Below are 13928 nucleotides of genomic sequence, written 5' to 3'. Positions count from 1 at the left end.
GTATAGGTGGTCTCGTAGCCCAGCGGCTCGGTCGTCGTGTAGACGGTGCGGTCCTGGTTGAAGGCCCCCGCGACGGGCTTGCCCGACGAGTTGGTCAGCGTGACGTGCTGGAACCAGCCGTCGCTGACCTCGACGCTGATCGGAGCGATCGGCACCACGTTGTCGGCCGCGTCCGCCGGCTGGAACTTGACGTGCGCGGCAGGCGTCTCTTTCTTCTCGGCCTGTTTCGACCCGGTGCCACCGCACGCGGCCAACAAACCGGGAGCGAAAACGCCCAAACCGAGGGTCGCCAAAGCCAGGCGCCGGTTAATCGGCGGCGGGGCGCTGGACTGGCTCACGAAAGACAAAGATACCGGGCAAAATCGATGAGCCCTGCGACGACAAAACGGGGCCGGGCGACTCGTTTCTGAGAATTTGGGCCTACAACCTGCAGCCAAGCAGGACGGGCTCGGGTTCCAGTGTGATGGCAAACACGTCGCGAACCCCATCGCGGATGGTGCGCGCCAGCGTGACCACGTCTTCGGCGGTGGCGCCGCCGCGGTTCGTCAGGGCCAGTGCGTGCTTGGTGGACAGCCGAGCGCGGGCCGTTTCATCGTCCGGATAGCCCTTGCCGAAGCCCGCCCGCTCGACCAGCCAGCCGGCCGCCAGCTTGACCCCGTCCGGCGCCGGGTAGTGCGGAACCGGCCCTGCCACCTCGGCGGCCAGCCGCTCGTAAACCTCGGGGGCGACGACCGGGTTGGTGAAGAACGAACCCACGCTCCAGGTGTCGTGGTCGGCCGCATCGAGCACCATGCCCTTGCGTCCGCGCAACCGAAGCACCGCCTCGCGGACCGCGTGCGGGTCGGCGCGCTCGCCGCCGTCCACGTTCAACTCGGCAGCGAGTTCGCCGTAGCGCAGCGGTGCGCTGCGGCCCGACGCATCGAGCGCGAACTCCACTTCCAGTACCACGGAAGGCATTTCGGGTCCGTGCCGCTTGAACACGCTGGTGCGGTAGCTGAATCCGAGTTCGCTGCCCGGCACCCAACGCACCTCGCCGCTGGCGCGGTCCAGCACCCGGACCCGTGTGATGGTGTCGGAGACCTCCGCGCCGTAGGCCCCGACGTTCTGCACGGGAGTGGCGCCCGTCGACCCCGGGATTCCGGACAGGCACTCCAGTCCGCCGAGGCCGTGCCGGATGCTTCGCACGACGACGTCGTCCCACACCGCGCCGGCCTCCGCGCGCACCAGGTTGCCGTCGATGCTGATGCCGTCGTTGGCCAACCGCACGGCGGTCAGGTCGGTCAGCGTGTCGGAGATCACCAGGTTCGACCCGCCGGCGAATATCAGCAGCGGGTGACTTTCGGCGTCCAGCTGCCGCAGGACGGCGATCACCTGTTCGCTGGTGACGCAGGTGATCAGCCGGCGCGCGGTCGGTCCGACCCGCAGCGTGGTCAGCGGCGCCAACGGCACCTCTTCGGCCAGCTGCGCACCGGCGGGCATCGAACCCACACCGCTGGGTTTCATGGCCCGTAACGGTAGCCTCACCAGCTATGCCGCGTTCATTCGACTTGTCGGCCGACTACGACGGCACCGTCGAAGAGGTTCATCGGGCATTCACCCACGAGGACTACTGGCGGGCCAGGCTGGCCGAGTCCGGCGTCGACGTCGCCACGCTGGAGTCGATGCGGGTCGGCGACGACGACACCGTCGAGGTCGTCACGCTGCAGGTGATCCGCAGTGACAAGCTGCCGGGCATGGTCACGCAGCTGCACAGCGGCGACCTGTGCATCCGGCGCGAGGAGACCTGGGGACCCGTCAGCGACGGCGCCGCGCAGGGTTCGGTCGCGGGCTCGATCGTCGACGCCCCGGTGAACCTGACCGGCGAAGCCTCGCTGTCGCCGATCACCGAGACGGGCGGCAGCCGACTGGTGTTCCGGGCCACCGTGCAGGTGCGCGTCCCGATCATCGGCGGCAAGCTGGAGAACATCATCGGCGCCCAACTCGCCGAGCTGGTGGCCGCCGAACAGCGCTTCACCACGAAGTGGATCGCGGACAGCCACTAACGCCCCCGCCTAAGCTGGCGGCCATGCGAATCGCGTTGGCGCAAGTCCTCAGCAGCACCGACCCGGCGGCGAACCTGCAGCTGGTGCGCGAATACAGCGCCAGGGCCGCCGAAGCGGGCGCGAGGCTGGTGGTGTTTCCCGAGGCGATGATGTGCCGTTTCGGGGTGCCGCTGGCCCCGATCGCCGAGCCGGTCGACGGCCCCTGGGCCGATGGTGTGCGCCGCATCGCTGCCGACTCCGGAATCACCGTCATCGCCGGCATGTTCACTCCCGCCGGGGACGGACGGGTGAAGAACACGCTCATCGCGGCCGGGCCGGGCACGCCAAACCAGCCCGACGCGCACTACGACAAGATCCATCTCTACGACGCGTTCGGCTTCTCGGAGTCGCGCACGGTTGCCCCCGGGCACGAACCGGCGGTGATCACCGTCGACGACGTTCAGGTCGGGCTGACTATTTGCTACGACATCCGATTTCCCGCCCTCTACACCGAGCTGGCCCACCGCGGGGCCCAGCTGATCGTCGTCTGCGCCTCCTGGGGCGCCGGCCCGGGCAAACTCGACCAGTGGACGCTACTGGCGCGAGCCCGGGCGCTCGACTCGATGAGCTACCTCGCCGCGGCGGGTCAGGCCGACCCTCAAGGCTCGCTGAGCGGCCCGGGATCTGGGTCGGGCGCGCCGACCGGAGTGGGTGGGAGTCTGGTCGCATCCCCGCTGGGAGAAGTCGTCGCGGCGGCGGGTTCGCAGCCCGAATTGGTGATGGCCGACATCGACGTCAACCGGGTCGCGAAGGCGCGGGAGAGCATCGCGGTGCTGCGCAACCAATCAGACTTTGCTCAGACTGATAGGGCACAATCGGTCGGGTGACGAACCCACAAGGACCACCGAACCAGGACCCGTCGGCGTGGGGCCGTCCGGGCAATCAAGGCCCGTTCAACCAGCCGCCGCCCACCGAGCGGCCGACCGAGCGGATCAGCACCGGCGGCCCGGGGCACATGCCACCGCCGCCGCACGCTCAGCCGCCTGGTCAGACCGACCAATTCGCGGTGCCGCCGCACACGCAGCCACCCAGCCACCAACCGCCGCCCGGCCCGCCGGCGCCGCCGACCGAGCGGCTGACCACTCCCGGCGAACCGCCGCAGCCGGAGAAGAAGAAGCGCCGTTTCCTGCGCGACCCGATCTCGATCGTGTTGATCTTCATCATCGTGTTTGCGCTGGTCATCGCCGGCCTGATTGGCGCCGAGCTGTACGTCCGCCATGTCGCGGACACCAAGGTGGCCCAGGCGGTCGCCTGTGAGGTCAAAGACCAGGCCACCGCGTCGTTCGGGGTCACGCCGCTGATGCTGTGGCAGCAAGCCACCAAGCACTACACCAACATCTCGGTGGAGACCGCCGGCAACAACATCCGCGACGCCAAGGGCATGAAGCTCTCGCTCAACATCAACGACGTCAAGTTGCAGGATTCCGGCAACTCGAAGGGCACGATCGGTTCGCTGGACGCCACCATCACCTGGACCAACGACGGCATCAAGCAGTCGGTGCAGAACGCGATTCCAGTGCTGGGCCCGTTCGTCACCAACACCGTGACCACCCACCCCGCCGACGGCACGATCGAGATGAAGGGGATGTTGGACAACATCACGGCCAAGCCGGTGGTGTCGGGCACGGGGCTTGAGCTTCAGATCGTCAGTTTCAACGCGCTCGGCTTCACCATGCCGAAGGAGTCCGTGCAGTCGACGCTGGACGACTTCACCTCGAACCTGACCAAGAACTACCCGTTGGGCATTCACGCCGACAGCGTGCAGGTCACCGATAGCGGTGTGACCAGCAAGTTTTCGACGCGTAACGCGACCATCCCCGCCGGGGACAACAACGACCCCTGCTTCGCGAACCTCTGATATCCGGACGCTAGCCGAGTCCGTCGAGCACGGCTCGGGTGCCTGACAGACCGAGCCGGGTGGCACCCGCATCGAGCATCGCGACCGCGTCCTGCGCGGTGCGGATGCCCCCGCTGGCCTTGACCCCCAGCCTGCCGCCGACGGCCTGGCTCATCAGCGCGACCGCACGCACCGACGCGCCGCCGGCAGGATGAAACCCGGTCGAGGTCTTCACGAAGTCGGCGCCGGCGTCCTGCGCGGCGCGGCACACCGCCAGCAGGGTGCGCTCGTCCGCCAGGGCCAGCAGCGCCGCCGACTCGACGATCACCTTGAGCACCGCCCCGTCGACGCTGCCGCGGACCGCCTCGATCTCGGCCCGCACCGCGGCGATCTGCCCGGCCACCGCCGCCCCGACGTCGATCACCATGTCGACCTCGCAGGCGCCCGCCGCCACTGCCTGCGCGGCCTCAGACGCCTTGATGGCCGACAGATGCTTGCCCGACGGAAAACCCGCCACGCTTGCCACCCGCACGCCGTCGTCGGTCCGTACGGCGACCGGGACCATTGACGGCGAGACGCACACCGCGTACGCGCCCAAGTCGGCCGCCTCGGCGACCAGGGCGGCGATATCGGCATCGGTGGCCTCGGGTTTGAGCAGGGTGTGATCGACCATTGCCGCGACCTGCGCCCGAGTACGTGGATTCGCCACTAGAACCTTTCCTCCGGGCCGCCGGGATTGCAGCCGGACGCCACCATGTCGGCATCGTCGACGACCGGCCGCCACGGCTCCAGGTTCCAGCTGGACTTGCCGGGCTCGACCAGTTCGGCCAACTCCCAATGACAGATGAACTGCGAGCGCATGCCCGCGGTGTCGGCGTCGGGCGACAGCCTGAGCACCTCGGCCCACGCCTCGTCGCCGGCGGCAGCCGCGCCGGGCTGCCTGGTGGCCGTTCGCCCGGCGGGCGTGGGGAACACCCGCAGGCTGCTCAGGCCCTGCCACTGCGCCCACACCGTGTGGTCTATGAACGGGGGGTGCGGCACATCGGTGTTCGGATCGGCCGCGGCCGGCGCCGAACTCGCAAGCGCGACAAGCACGGCCGCGAGCGCCAGCAGCTTCATCCAGCTAGCGCGACTTACCCTGAATTTCCAGCAATTTGGGCCGAACATCGACCAGGTAGACACCGGCCGCACAGGCGGCGATCGCCATGCCGAGGACGCCGAAGACGAAACCCAGGATGGACGTCAGTGCGACGGCCAGGCCGAGGATCACCAACCACACGGGCTTGGTCATCTTGTCGGCAGCGGTATATGCGTCAGGTCGCTGCAGCGCGGCGTGCACGAACGAGTACACCGACATCACCAGAACGGCGATCTGCAGTACCAACATCACGGTCGTTACGAGGTGGCCCACGCCTTAAGCGTATGCGGGCGCCATCGAAAACGTCGACTCAGAGTTGCCCGGGGGGACAACTCTGAGTCGACGGTCGTGCTTACTTCTGGGTGACCTTCTTGGCCGGAGCCTTCTTGGCCGGAGCCTTCTTCGCCGGAGCCTTCTTGGCAGGCGCTTTCTTGGCGATGCTCTTCTGAGCCTTCTTGGTGCTGGCTTCGGTCTTCTTGGGCAGGTCGATGCCGACCAGCTTGGCGGCCCGCTCGCCGACCGCGCGGGTCTGCGAAGCAACGGTGCCCAGCGCCTCCTGGGTCAGCTCGACGGCCTGGTCGACGTAGCCCTCGGCGCGAGCCGACGCGTCGTCGAAGCCGGACTGGCTGCGCAGCCGCTGCAGGGCGGCCTCGCCGCGCTCGACGAGCTCGTTGTAGCGAGAGGTCGCGGCCTCCAGGTAGCCCTCGGCGGCCTTCCGCAGCTCCTCGCTGGTGAACCGGTCGCGCAGCTCGGTGAACTGGTCAGGCAGGTCCTCCTGCAACCTGGTCAGGCGAGCGCGGCTCTCCTCGACCCGGGTGCGGGTGTCGGCGCGGGTCTCTTCGGCGCGGTCACGCAGTCCGGCGATCAGGTCGTTGACCGTGGCCAGCGCAAGGTCCGCCGCGCCCAGGGCCGCGAGCAACGGGGCCCGCAAGTCTTCGATGTTGGTGTTTTCCGCCATTGTTTTTCCTTTCATGGTGTTTCGCTATCAGCTTTTCAACGTTGTGTGGTCGGGAAGTTATGGACAACGCCTCTTTTAACTGGCGGCCCCGTCAAATACGGGTAGCTCATCCAGCAACTGGGCTGGGACAGGTCGATCCTCCCTTCTGAATAACCCCCACGGCCGGTTGTCTACACATCGCCAGCTCGCCCGGGCGAAATGAAAGCTGTCGTTGCGGCGCAGCAAACCCGACTGAATTCGTGACGGCACCGGCTAGCCGGGCTTTACTCGTTGCTGTCGGATTCGGTCGGACACTCTTGATCGATAGCTTCGTCTTCATCGATGGATTCGTTTTGTTGTGCAAACGACGCGTAGATGTCGAGCAGAATCTGCTTCTGCCGCTCGGTGATCGCGCTGTCGGTGATGATCGCGTCGCGCACTTGACTTTTGTCGCTGGGCTCAAGGATTCCGGCCCGCACGTAGAGAACCTCTGCGGAAACCCGCAGTGCCTTCGCGATCTGGTTCAACACGTCAGCGGACGGTTTGCGCAATCCGCGCTCCACCTGGCTCAGGTAAGGGTTACTGACACCGGATTTCTCGGCGAGTTGTCGTACGGAAACCTGGGCCAGCTCGCGCTGGCTTCGGATGAAGCTGCCGATGTCCGATGCCATGTCGGAGGCCGCATTGGACACCTTGGCGGAGAGCTTCTCCTCAGGTGGCATTGCGACTCCTAGGTCATGGTCACTCGTTTGACGGGCACCAGCGTACAACAACTGCTTGCTATTGCAAGCACTTGTTAGCACTCCTAGAAAAGCAGCTGCGCGATCGTGTAAATCACCAATCCGGTCAGCGAACCCACCACTGTGCCATTGATCCGAATAAATTGCAGGTCACGCCCGACGTGCAATTCAATTCGGCGGCTGGCCTCCTCGGCATCCCACCGTTCGATGGTGTCGGTGATGATCGCTGTGATCTCCACCCCATATTGCGAAACCAGATGTTCAGCCGCCCGAACGATCCAGTTATCGACCTTGTCCCGCAAATCGGCGTCGTCGCGCAACGACTCCCCGATCCGCATCACCGCGTCGGCGATCCGTGTCCGCAGGGTGCTGGACGGATCGTCGACCCCTTCGAGCACCAGGCGCTTGAGCGTCGTCCACGCCGTCGCGGCGGCATTGGCGATCTCGTCGCGCGCCATCAGCTGCTCCTTGACCGCCTCGGCACGCGCAATCGTGTTCGGGTCGTTCTGCAGATCGTCGGCGAATTCGAATAGGAACCGGGTCGCCGAACGGCGCAATTCGTGGTCGGGATTTCGGCGCACCTTGTCGGTGAAGTCCATCAGCTCGCGATGAATGCGATCACCGACCAAATGATCGATGAACCGCGGGGACCAAGTCGGCGAGTCCCGCTCGACCACCCGCTGGATCACCTCTCCGGCATTCAAAGACCACTGAAATGCCCTGTCCGCCAACAGCTGGATCAGAGCTTCCTGCCGATTCTCGGCCAGCAGGGTCGCCAGCACCCGGCCGACGGGCGGGCCCCACTGCGGTTCGGCGATGCGGCGCACGATCATCCGATCGATCACCTGCTGGACGTCGTCGTCGCGCAGCAGCTCCACGAGCACGCGGAGCACCGTGGCCGCCTCGCTCGCCACCCGCTCGGCGTGCGCGGGCTCCGACAGCCACTTCCCGAGCCTGCCGGGGACCTGGGCGTCCCGCAGCTTGGTCTCCACCACTGCGGGTGACAGGAAGTTCTCGCGCACGAACGTGCCCAGGCCCTCGCCGAGCTGGTCCTTCTTGCGCTTGATGATCGCGGTGTGCGGGATCGGGATGCCGAGCGGGTGCCGGAAGAGCGCGGTCACGGCGAACCAGTCCGCCAGGGCGCCGACCATCCCGGCCTCCGCGGCGGCGCCGACGTAGCCGACCCAGGCGCCCAGCCCGGCGTGCGCCTGGGCCCACCGGCAGGCGAGGAACACGATCGTGGCACCGATCAAGAAGCTCAGCGCCACAGCCTTCATCCGGCGCAGCGCCACCCGGCGCTGGGCGTCGGCCTCCGGGTCGGCCCCGGCAAAGGACTCCGCAAGCGACGCGCGGATCCCCCGGGCTTCGGTCGGCGGAGTCACCACGTCCGGGCTCTCCGCCGGGGAGCCCGACGGCGCGCCTGGATCCAAGGCTCTGTGTGCCACCACTCCATCATTCATCGTCTCGGCGAATTGGTGTGGCGACACCGTGCCAAGTCGCCCCTCCACACGCGGCCTGGGGAGACGAACAGACCCCTGTTGGCCGTATTATCAAGTGGGTCTAGGGAGTGGGGATTTTGGCGACAGTGGCAGAGCAGATCACCACTGCGGCCGTGAAGACAGACGGTCGCAAGCGGCGCTGGCATCAACACAAGGTGGAGCGCCGCAACGAACTAGTAGACGGGACGATCGACGCGATTCGCCGGCTCGGCGGCGCGCTGAGCATGGACGAAATCGCCGCGGAGATCGGGGTTTCCAAGACGGTCCTGTACCGCTACTTCGTCGACAAGAACGACCTGACGACCGCCGTCATGATGCGGTTCACCCAAACCACACTTATCCCCAACATGGCCGCGGCGCTGACGTCGAACCTCGACGGTTTCGACCTGACTCGCGAAGTCATTCGCGTGTACGTCGCGACGGTGGCGTCCGAACCCGAACCGTACCGGTTCGTGATGTCCAACAGTTCGGCCAGCAAGAGCAAAGTGATCGCCGACTCGGAGCGGATCATCGCGCGCATGCTCGCGGTGCTGATGCGCCGCCGCATGCGACAGGCGGGGATGGACACCGGCGGCGCCGAGCCCTGGGCCTACCTGATCGTCGGCGGTGTGCAGTTGGCCACACACTCCTGGATGTCGGACCCCCGAATGAGTCGCGAAGAACTGATCGATTATCTGACGATGCTGAGCTGGAACGCGCTGAAGGGGATCGTCGAGGTGGGGGGATCGCTGGAGAAGTTCCGCGAGGAGCCCCACCCGTCGCCCATCGTTCCGCCGCGCGCAGAACAAGGCTCGCCCCGCATATAGCAGAGTCCGCGCCGCGGCGCGGGCTTTTTGGTGATTCTCAGGCGGCCGAGTGCGCAGCGCAAGGCGACTTGGATCGCCCCACCCGATAGCATGCAGTGGGTGCTTCGGGGGAAGGGCAGGATTGCCGTTCGGCGGCCCGTTCCTGACTTCCGCATATCAGAAAGGTTCTTCTCGACATGTCCGTGCAGCTCACGCCGCATTTCGGAAACGTGCAAGCCCACTATGACTTGTCCGATGACTTCTTTCGGCTGTTCCTCGATCCCTCGCAGACCTACAGCTGCGCCTACTTCGAGCGCGACGACATGACCCTGGAAGAGGCACAGCTCGCCAAGATCGACTTGGCCCTCGGCAAGCTGAAGCTTGAGCCCGGAATGACGCTGCTCGACATCGGCTGTGGCTGGGGCGCCACCATGCGCCGCGCCATCGAGAAGTACGACGTCAACGTCGTGGGCCTGACGCTGTCCGAGAACCAGGCCGAGCACGTGCAGAAGTCGTTCGACCAGATGGACACCCAGCGCTCCACACGGGTGTTGCTCGAGGGCTGGGAGAAGTTCCACGAGCCGGTCGACCGCATCGTCTCGATCGGCGCGTTCGAGCACTTCGGCCGCCAGCGTTACGGGCGCTTCTTCAAGATGGCTTACCAGGCACTGCCGCCCGGCGGAGTGATGTTGTTGCACACCATCGTTCGCCCCAGCTTCAAGGACGCCCGGGCCAAGGGCATGAAGCTGACCCACGAGATCGTCTCGTTCTCGAAGTTCATCTTGAGCGAGATCTTCCCCGGGGGCTGGTTGCCGACGCCGCAGACCGTCGGCGAGTACGGGGTCACCGTGGGCTTCGAACTGACCCGGGTCCAGTCGCTGCAGCTGCACTACGCGCGGACCCTGGATCTGTGGGCGGCCGCGCTCGAGGCGAAGAAGGAGCAGGCGCTCGCCATCCAGTCGCAAGAGGTCTACGACCGCTACATGAAGTACCTGACCGGCTGCGCGAAGTTGTTCCGCGAGGGCTACACCGACGTCGACCAGTTCACCTTGGAGAAGAGGTAGACGCCGGCGATCTGGCCTACTTGACCAGAGTGAACTGCCCGACGTTGCAGACGCCTTTGCGGAAGAAGTTCTCGCACCCCGTCAGATAGTGCATGTACTTCTCGTAGACCTCTTCGGACTGCAGCTCGATGGCCTGTTGTTTGTTGGCCTCGAGCTTCGCCGCCCACAGGTGCAGCGTGCGCTCGTAATGCTCGCGCAGCAATTGCACCCTTTCCAACGAGAATCCGGCGTCTCGTGAGAACTTGAAAATGTCCTCCTGCGCCGGCAATTGGCCGCCGGGGAAGATTTCGGTGCCAATGAATCGCGCGAATCGGATATCGCGCATCGTCAGCGAGACCCCGCGCTCATGCAATTGCTTCTGGGTGTACGCCAGAATGGTGTGCAGGAGCATGCGGCCGTCGTCGGGCAGCATGTTGTAGGCGCGTTCGAAGAACGCGGCGTACCGCTCCATTTTGAAGGCCTCGAAGGCACCGATCGTGACGATCCTGTCGACCTTGTCCTCGAACTCTTCCCAGCCCTGCAGCCGCACCTCGATGTTGCGGTCGGTGGAAAGCCCGGACAATTTCTTCTTGCTGTATTCAAACTGGTTGCGACTGAGCGTGATTCCGATGACGTTCACGTCATACTTCTCGACAGCGCGCTTGAGCGCCTCGCCCCAACCGCAACCGATGTCCAGCAGCGTCATCCCGGGCTCGAGGTTCAGCTTTCCCAGCGCGAGGTCGAACTTGGCGATCGAGGCCTCTTCGAGGGTCATGTCGTCGCGTTCGAAGTAGGCGCATGTGTAGGCCATGGTCGGGTCTAGGAATAACGCAAAGAATTCATCGGATACGTCGTAGATAGACTGCGACTCTTCGTAATAGGGCTCCATTGCCGTCATGCTCAGTATTTACCTCTCCGCCTGTTGAACGCGAGCATAGTAACCGATCCGCGAAGCGTTGTCATACTCCCACAAACGGCCTACGGAGGCGCGCCGAAGATGCCGTCGCGCCCGTGTCGTTATGCCACCGTGTCAGTAAGTGTAGAAGCCCTGGCCGGTCTTCTTGCCCAGCCGGCCGGCCTCCACCATGCGCAGCAACAGCGGCGGCGGCCCGTAGTGCGGCTCCTTGAATTCCTCGAACATCTTGTCCGCGATCAGCTTCAGGGTGTCCAGCCCGACCAGGTCGGACAGGCGCAGCGGACCCATCGGGTGCGACAGCCCGGCAACGACGGCTTTGTCGACATCTTCGATGGTGGCGAAACCGGCCTCCACCATCCGGATCGCCGAGAGCAGGTAGGGCACCAGCAGCGCGTTCACGACGAAGCCGGAACGGTCGGAGCAGCGCACCACTTGCTTGCCCAGAACCGCGCTCGCGAACTCCTCCGTGCGGGCCGCGGCGGCACCGTCGGTAACCAACGTGCTGACCAACTCGACCAGCGGGAGCACCGGCACGGGATTGAAGAAGTGCAGTCCCAGCACGCGCTGCGGGTTCTTGGTGGCCGCAGCGATCTTCATGATCGGAATGCTGGAAGTGTTGGAGGCCAGCACCGCGTCGGGTTCGCCGATGACCTCGTCGAGCTCGGCGAAGACCTTGGCCTTGACGGCCTCGTCTTCGATGATCGCCTCGATGACCAGCTGACGGTCGGCGAGGTCTTTCAGATCCGTGGTGAAGGTCAGCTTGCTCAGCGCGCTGTCACGTTCCCGCTCGGTGACCTTGCCCGCGCTGACGCCGCGCTCCAGCGACTTCACGATGCGGTTGCGTCCGGCGGTGATGAGGGCCTCGGTGGTCTCGAACACCGTCACCTCGACGCCGGCGCGGACCGAAACTTCGGCGATGCCGGATCCCATCTGGCCGGCCCCGACAACACCTACTCGCTGAATCGCTGCGTCACTCACTATTTCTCTCCGGTGTTCGTATCGTCTTGCACCGCAATAGGCCCCGCCCAGCTTGGCCGGGCGGGGCCTATGCTACTTCAGCCGCTTTCGAGCCGGCTTAGTGAAACTGTCCCTCTTCGGTGGAGCCGGTCAGCGCCGTGGTCGACGAGTTCGGGTCCACCGTGGTGGCGATGCGGTCGAAGTAACCGGCACCGACCTCGCGCTGGTGCTTGGTGGCGGTGTAACCGCGCTCCTCGGCGTCGAACTCGCGCTCCTGCAGCTCGACGTAAGCGCTCATCTGGTTGCGGGCGTAGCCGTAGGCCAGATCGAACATCGAGTAGTTCAGGGCGTGGAAGCCGGCCAGCGTGATGAACTGGAACTTGAATCCCATTGCGCCAAGCTCCTTCTGGAACTTCGCGATGGTGCTGTCGTCCAGGTGCTTGCGCCAGTTGAAGGACGGCGAGCAGTTGTAGGCCAGCATCTGGTCGGGGAACTCGCTCTTGACGCCCTCGGCGAACTTCGCGGCCAGCTCCAGGTCCGGGGTGCCCGTCTCCATCCAGATCAGGTCGGAGTACGGGGCGTAGGCCTTGGCCCGAGCGATGCAGGGCTCCAGGCCGTTCTTCACCCGGTAGAAGCCCTCGCGGGTGCGCTCACCGGTGATGAACGGCTGGTCACGCTCGTCCACATCGGAGGTGATCAGCGTCGCCGCCTCGGCGTCGGTTCGCGCAATAACAACGGTCGGGACGTCGGACACGTCCGCGGCCAGGCGGGCCGAGGTCAGCGTGCGGATGTGCTGCTGGGTCGGGATCAGCACCTTGCCGCCCAGGTGACCACACTTCTTCTCCGAAGCCAGCTGGTCTTCCCAGTGCGAACCGGCGACACCGGCGGCGATCATGGCCTTCTGCAGTTCGTAGACGTTGAGCGCGCCACCGAAGCCGGCTTCACCGTCGGCGACGATCGGGGCCAGCCAGTTCTCGACCGACGTGTCACCTTCGACCTTGGCGATCTGGTCGGCGCGCAGCAGCGCGTTGTTGATGCGACGCACCACCTGCGGCACCGAGTTGGCCGGGTAGAGGCTCTGGTCGGGGTAGGTGTGGCCCGAGAGGTTGGCGTCACCGGCGACCTGCCACCCCGAGAGGTAGATGGCCTTCAGGCCGGCGCGAACCTGCTGGACGGCCATGTTGCCGGTCAGCGCGCCCAGCGCGTTGACGAACTCCAGGTCGTGGAGCTGGTTCCACAGCACCTCCGCGCCGCGGCGGGCCAGGGTGTTCTCCTCGACCACGGTGCCTTGCAAAGCGACGACGTCCGCGGCGCTGTAGGTACGGGTGACATCCTTCCAACGGGGGTTGGTGTCCCATTCCTTCTGGATCTGCTCAGCGCTCTTCGGGGTGCCAACGACAGACATTGGGCATGCTCCTTAACGATCTTCACTACGGGTGTTGGTGATCGCGTCACCGGCGGTAGCTAGGTGCTCAACTTCGCTGGTGTGCTAACACGACGATGGCACAGCTTATGGGGGCGATCCACCCATTTCATTTGCCAATTTCAGCCACGAGTCGCCTCGGATTTGCAAATCTTGTTAATTCGTCGAGTGACTTAACCGTTTCAGAAACTACGCGCCAGTAACCCCAAACCCGCAGGTCAACGGACAATTTAACCGGGACGCTTGTCCTGTTAGAGAGCGAAGATCGCGGCGACCGCTTTGGCCTCGTCGCCGACCGCGTATGTGAGCGTTGTAACAGTGCGATCGGCCAGGTTGGAGCCGAATTCCTCGGTCGATCCGGCCGGGTGAATGTGCGAGATGATTTCCAGCTTGTCGCCCAACGCCACCGGCGCCTCGTGCTCGACCGTCACGCGCAGCGGCGCCTGCAGCAGTTCGGGCCGCGATGAGAGGTAGTCCTCGATGACGCTCCAGTACACCGAGTTGTTCATGTGGTCGAACAGGTCGATGTCGGTGAACCGGACCGGGAAATCGTGGATCTCGACGGCGTTCTC

The 13928-nt window shown here is 65.3% G+C and carries 16 protein-coding genes and 1 pseudogene; 5 read left to right on the top strand and 12 right to left on the bottom strand.

The window, feature by feature from the left end:
* Both JOZ00_RS12980 and JOZ00_RS12975 read right to left on the bottom strand, forming a co-directional pair.
* Window positions 1-347 (bottom strand): Ig-like domain-containing protein (locus JOZ00_RS12980; protein ID WP_293344359.1); only part of this gene is annotated, 347 nt, incomplete at its 3' end.
* 73 nt (window positions 348-420) lie between these two features.
* Complete coding sequence (locus JOZ00_RS12975) at window positions 421-1503, bottom strand: UDP-N-acetylmuramate dehydrogenase (protein ID WP_293344358.1); 1083 nt, start codon at window positions 1501-1503, stop codon at window positions 421-423.
* Window positions 1504-1529: 26 nt separating this feature from the next.
* Between JOZ00_RS12975 and JOZ00_RS12970 the strand changes: the two genes are divergently transcribed.
* The 3 genes from JOZ00_RS12970 to JOZ00_RS12960 are packed head-to-tail and all read left to right on the top strand — an operon-like array spanning window position 1530 to window position 3939.
* On the top strand, window positions 1530-2042 hold the full coding sequence (locus JOZ00_RS12970) for a DUF2505 domain-containing protein (RefSeq protein ID WP_293344357.1): 513 nt from the start codon (window positions 1530-1532) through the stop codon (window positions 2040-2042).
* A gap of 23 nt (window positions 2043-2065) precedes the next feature.
* Window positions 2066-2908, top strand: coding sequence for a carbon-nitrogen hydrolase family protein (locus JOZ00_RS12965; protein WP_293344356.1), 843 nt, complete (start codon window positions 2066-2068; stop codon window positions 2906-2908).
* Window positions 2905-3939, top strand: coding sequence for a DUF2993 domain-containing protein (locus tag JOZ00_RS12960; protein ID WP_293344355.1), 1035 nt, complete (start codon window positions 2905-2907; stop codon window positions 3937-3939). Before JOZ00_RS12965 ends, JOZ00_RS12960 begins: the two co-directional genes overlap by 4 nt.
* A gap of 10 nt (window positions 3940-3949) precedes the next feature.
* Here JOZ00_RS12960 and deoC read toward each other — a convergent pair whose 3' ends face one another.
* The 6 genes from deoC to JOZ00_RS12930 all read right to left on the bottom strand — a co-directional run bounded on the left by deoC (window position 3950) and on the right by JOZ00_RS12930 (window position 8181).
* Window positions 3950-4591, bottom strand: coding sequence for a deoxyribose-phosphate aldolase (deoC, locus tag JOZ00_RS12955; protein WP_293344360.1), 642 nt, complete (start codon window positions 4589-4591; stop codon window positions 3950-3952).
* Window positions 4592-4626: 35 nt separating this feature from the next.
* A complete protein-coding gene (locus JOZ00_RS12950) occupies window positions 4627-5037 on the bottom strand; it encodes a DUF2599 domain-containing protein (protein ID WP_293344354.1) in 411 nt (136 codons plus the stop codon).
* 4 nt (window positions 5038-5041) lie between these two features.
* Window positions 5042-5329 (bottom strand): DUF2516 family protein, encoded by a 288-nt coding sequence (locus JOZ00_RS12945; protein ID WP_293344353.1) that lies wholly within the window; start codon window positions 5327-5329, stop codon window positions 5042-5044.
* 79 nt (window positions 5330-5408) lie between these two features.
* Window positions 5409-6014 carry a heparin-binding hemagglutinin HbhA gene (gene hbhA / locus JOZ00_RS12940; RefSeq protein ID WP_293344352.1) on the bottom strand — a complete coding sequence of 202 codons (606 nt, stop codon included), beginning with the start codon at window positions 6012-6014 and terminating at the stop codon, window positions 5409-5411.
* 263 nt (window positions 6015-6277) lie between these two features.
* Window positions 6278-6715 carry a helix-turn-helix transcriptional regulator gene (locus JOZ00_RS12935; protein ID WP_293344351.1) on the bottom strand — a complete coding sequence of 146 codons (438 nt, stop codon included), beginning with the start codon at window positions 6713-6715 and terminating at the stop codon, window positions 6278-6280.
* Between the two features lie 83 nt (window positions 6716-6798).
* Entirely contained in the window at window positions 6799-8181 is a 1383-nt protein-coding gene (locus JOZ00_RS12930; protein ID WP_293344350.1) for a DUF445 domain-containing protein, read from the bottom strand.
* A 137-nt stretch (window positions 8182-8318) separates the two neighbouring features.
* On the opposite strand from JOZ00_RS12930, the gene JOZ00_RS12925 reads away from it, so the two are divergent.
* Together JOZ00_RS12925 and pcaA are read left to right on the top strand one after the other, a co-directional pair.
* Window positions 8319-9038 (top strand): TetR/AcrR family transcriptional regulator, encoded by a 720-nt coding sequence (locus JOZ00_RS12925; RefSeq protein ID WP_293344349.1) that lies wholly within the window; start codon window positions 8319-8321, stop codon window positions 9036-9038.
* Window positions 9039-9214: 176 nt separating this feature from the next.
* A complete protein-coding gene (gene pcaA, locus JOZ00_RS12920; protein WP_293344348.1) occupies window positions 9215-10081 on the top strand; it encodes a cyclopropane mycolic acid synthase PcaA in 867 nt (288 codons plus the stop codon).
* Between the two features lie 16 nt (window positions 10082-10097).
* Here the strand turns inward: pcaA and JOZ00_RS12915 are convergent, their stop codons facing one another.
* The 4 genes and pseudogenes from JOZ00_RS12915 to JOZ00_RS12900 all read right to left on the bottom strand — a co-directional run.
* Window positions 10098-10958 (bottom strand): cyclopropane mycolic acid synthase family methyltransferase, encoded by an 861-nt coding sequence (locus JOZ00_RS12915; RefSeq protein ID WP_293344347.1) that lies wholly within the window; start codon window positions 10956-10958, stop codon window positions 10098-10100.
* A gap of 132 nt (window positions 10959-11090) precedes the next feature.
* A complete protein-coding gene (locus tag JOZ00_RS12910; protein WP_293344346.1) occupies window positions 11091-11954 on the bottom strand; it encodes a 3-hydroxybutyryl-CoA dehydrogenase in 864 nt (287 codons plus the stop codon).
* A 97-nt stretch (window positions 11955-12051) separates the two neighbouring features.
* Window positions 12052-13338 (bottom strand): isocitrate lyase, encoded by a 1287-nt coding sequence (gene aceA, locus JOZ00_RS12905; RefSeq protein ID WP_293344345.1) that lies wholly within the window; start codon window positions 13336-13338, stop codon window positions 12052-12054.
* A gap of 269 nt (window positions 13339-13607) precedes the next feature.
* Window positions 13608-13928: pseudogene (locus JOZ00_RS12900) on the bottom strand (acyl-ACP thioesterase domain-containing protein); the annotation flags it as partial.

Source organism: Mycobacterium sp. (assembly GCF_019243155.1).
GTDB lineage: Bacteria > Actinomycetota > Actinomycetes > Mycobacteriales > Mycobacteriaceae > Mycobacterium.
This window is presented reverse-complemented; position numbering and strand designations above follow the sequence as displayed.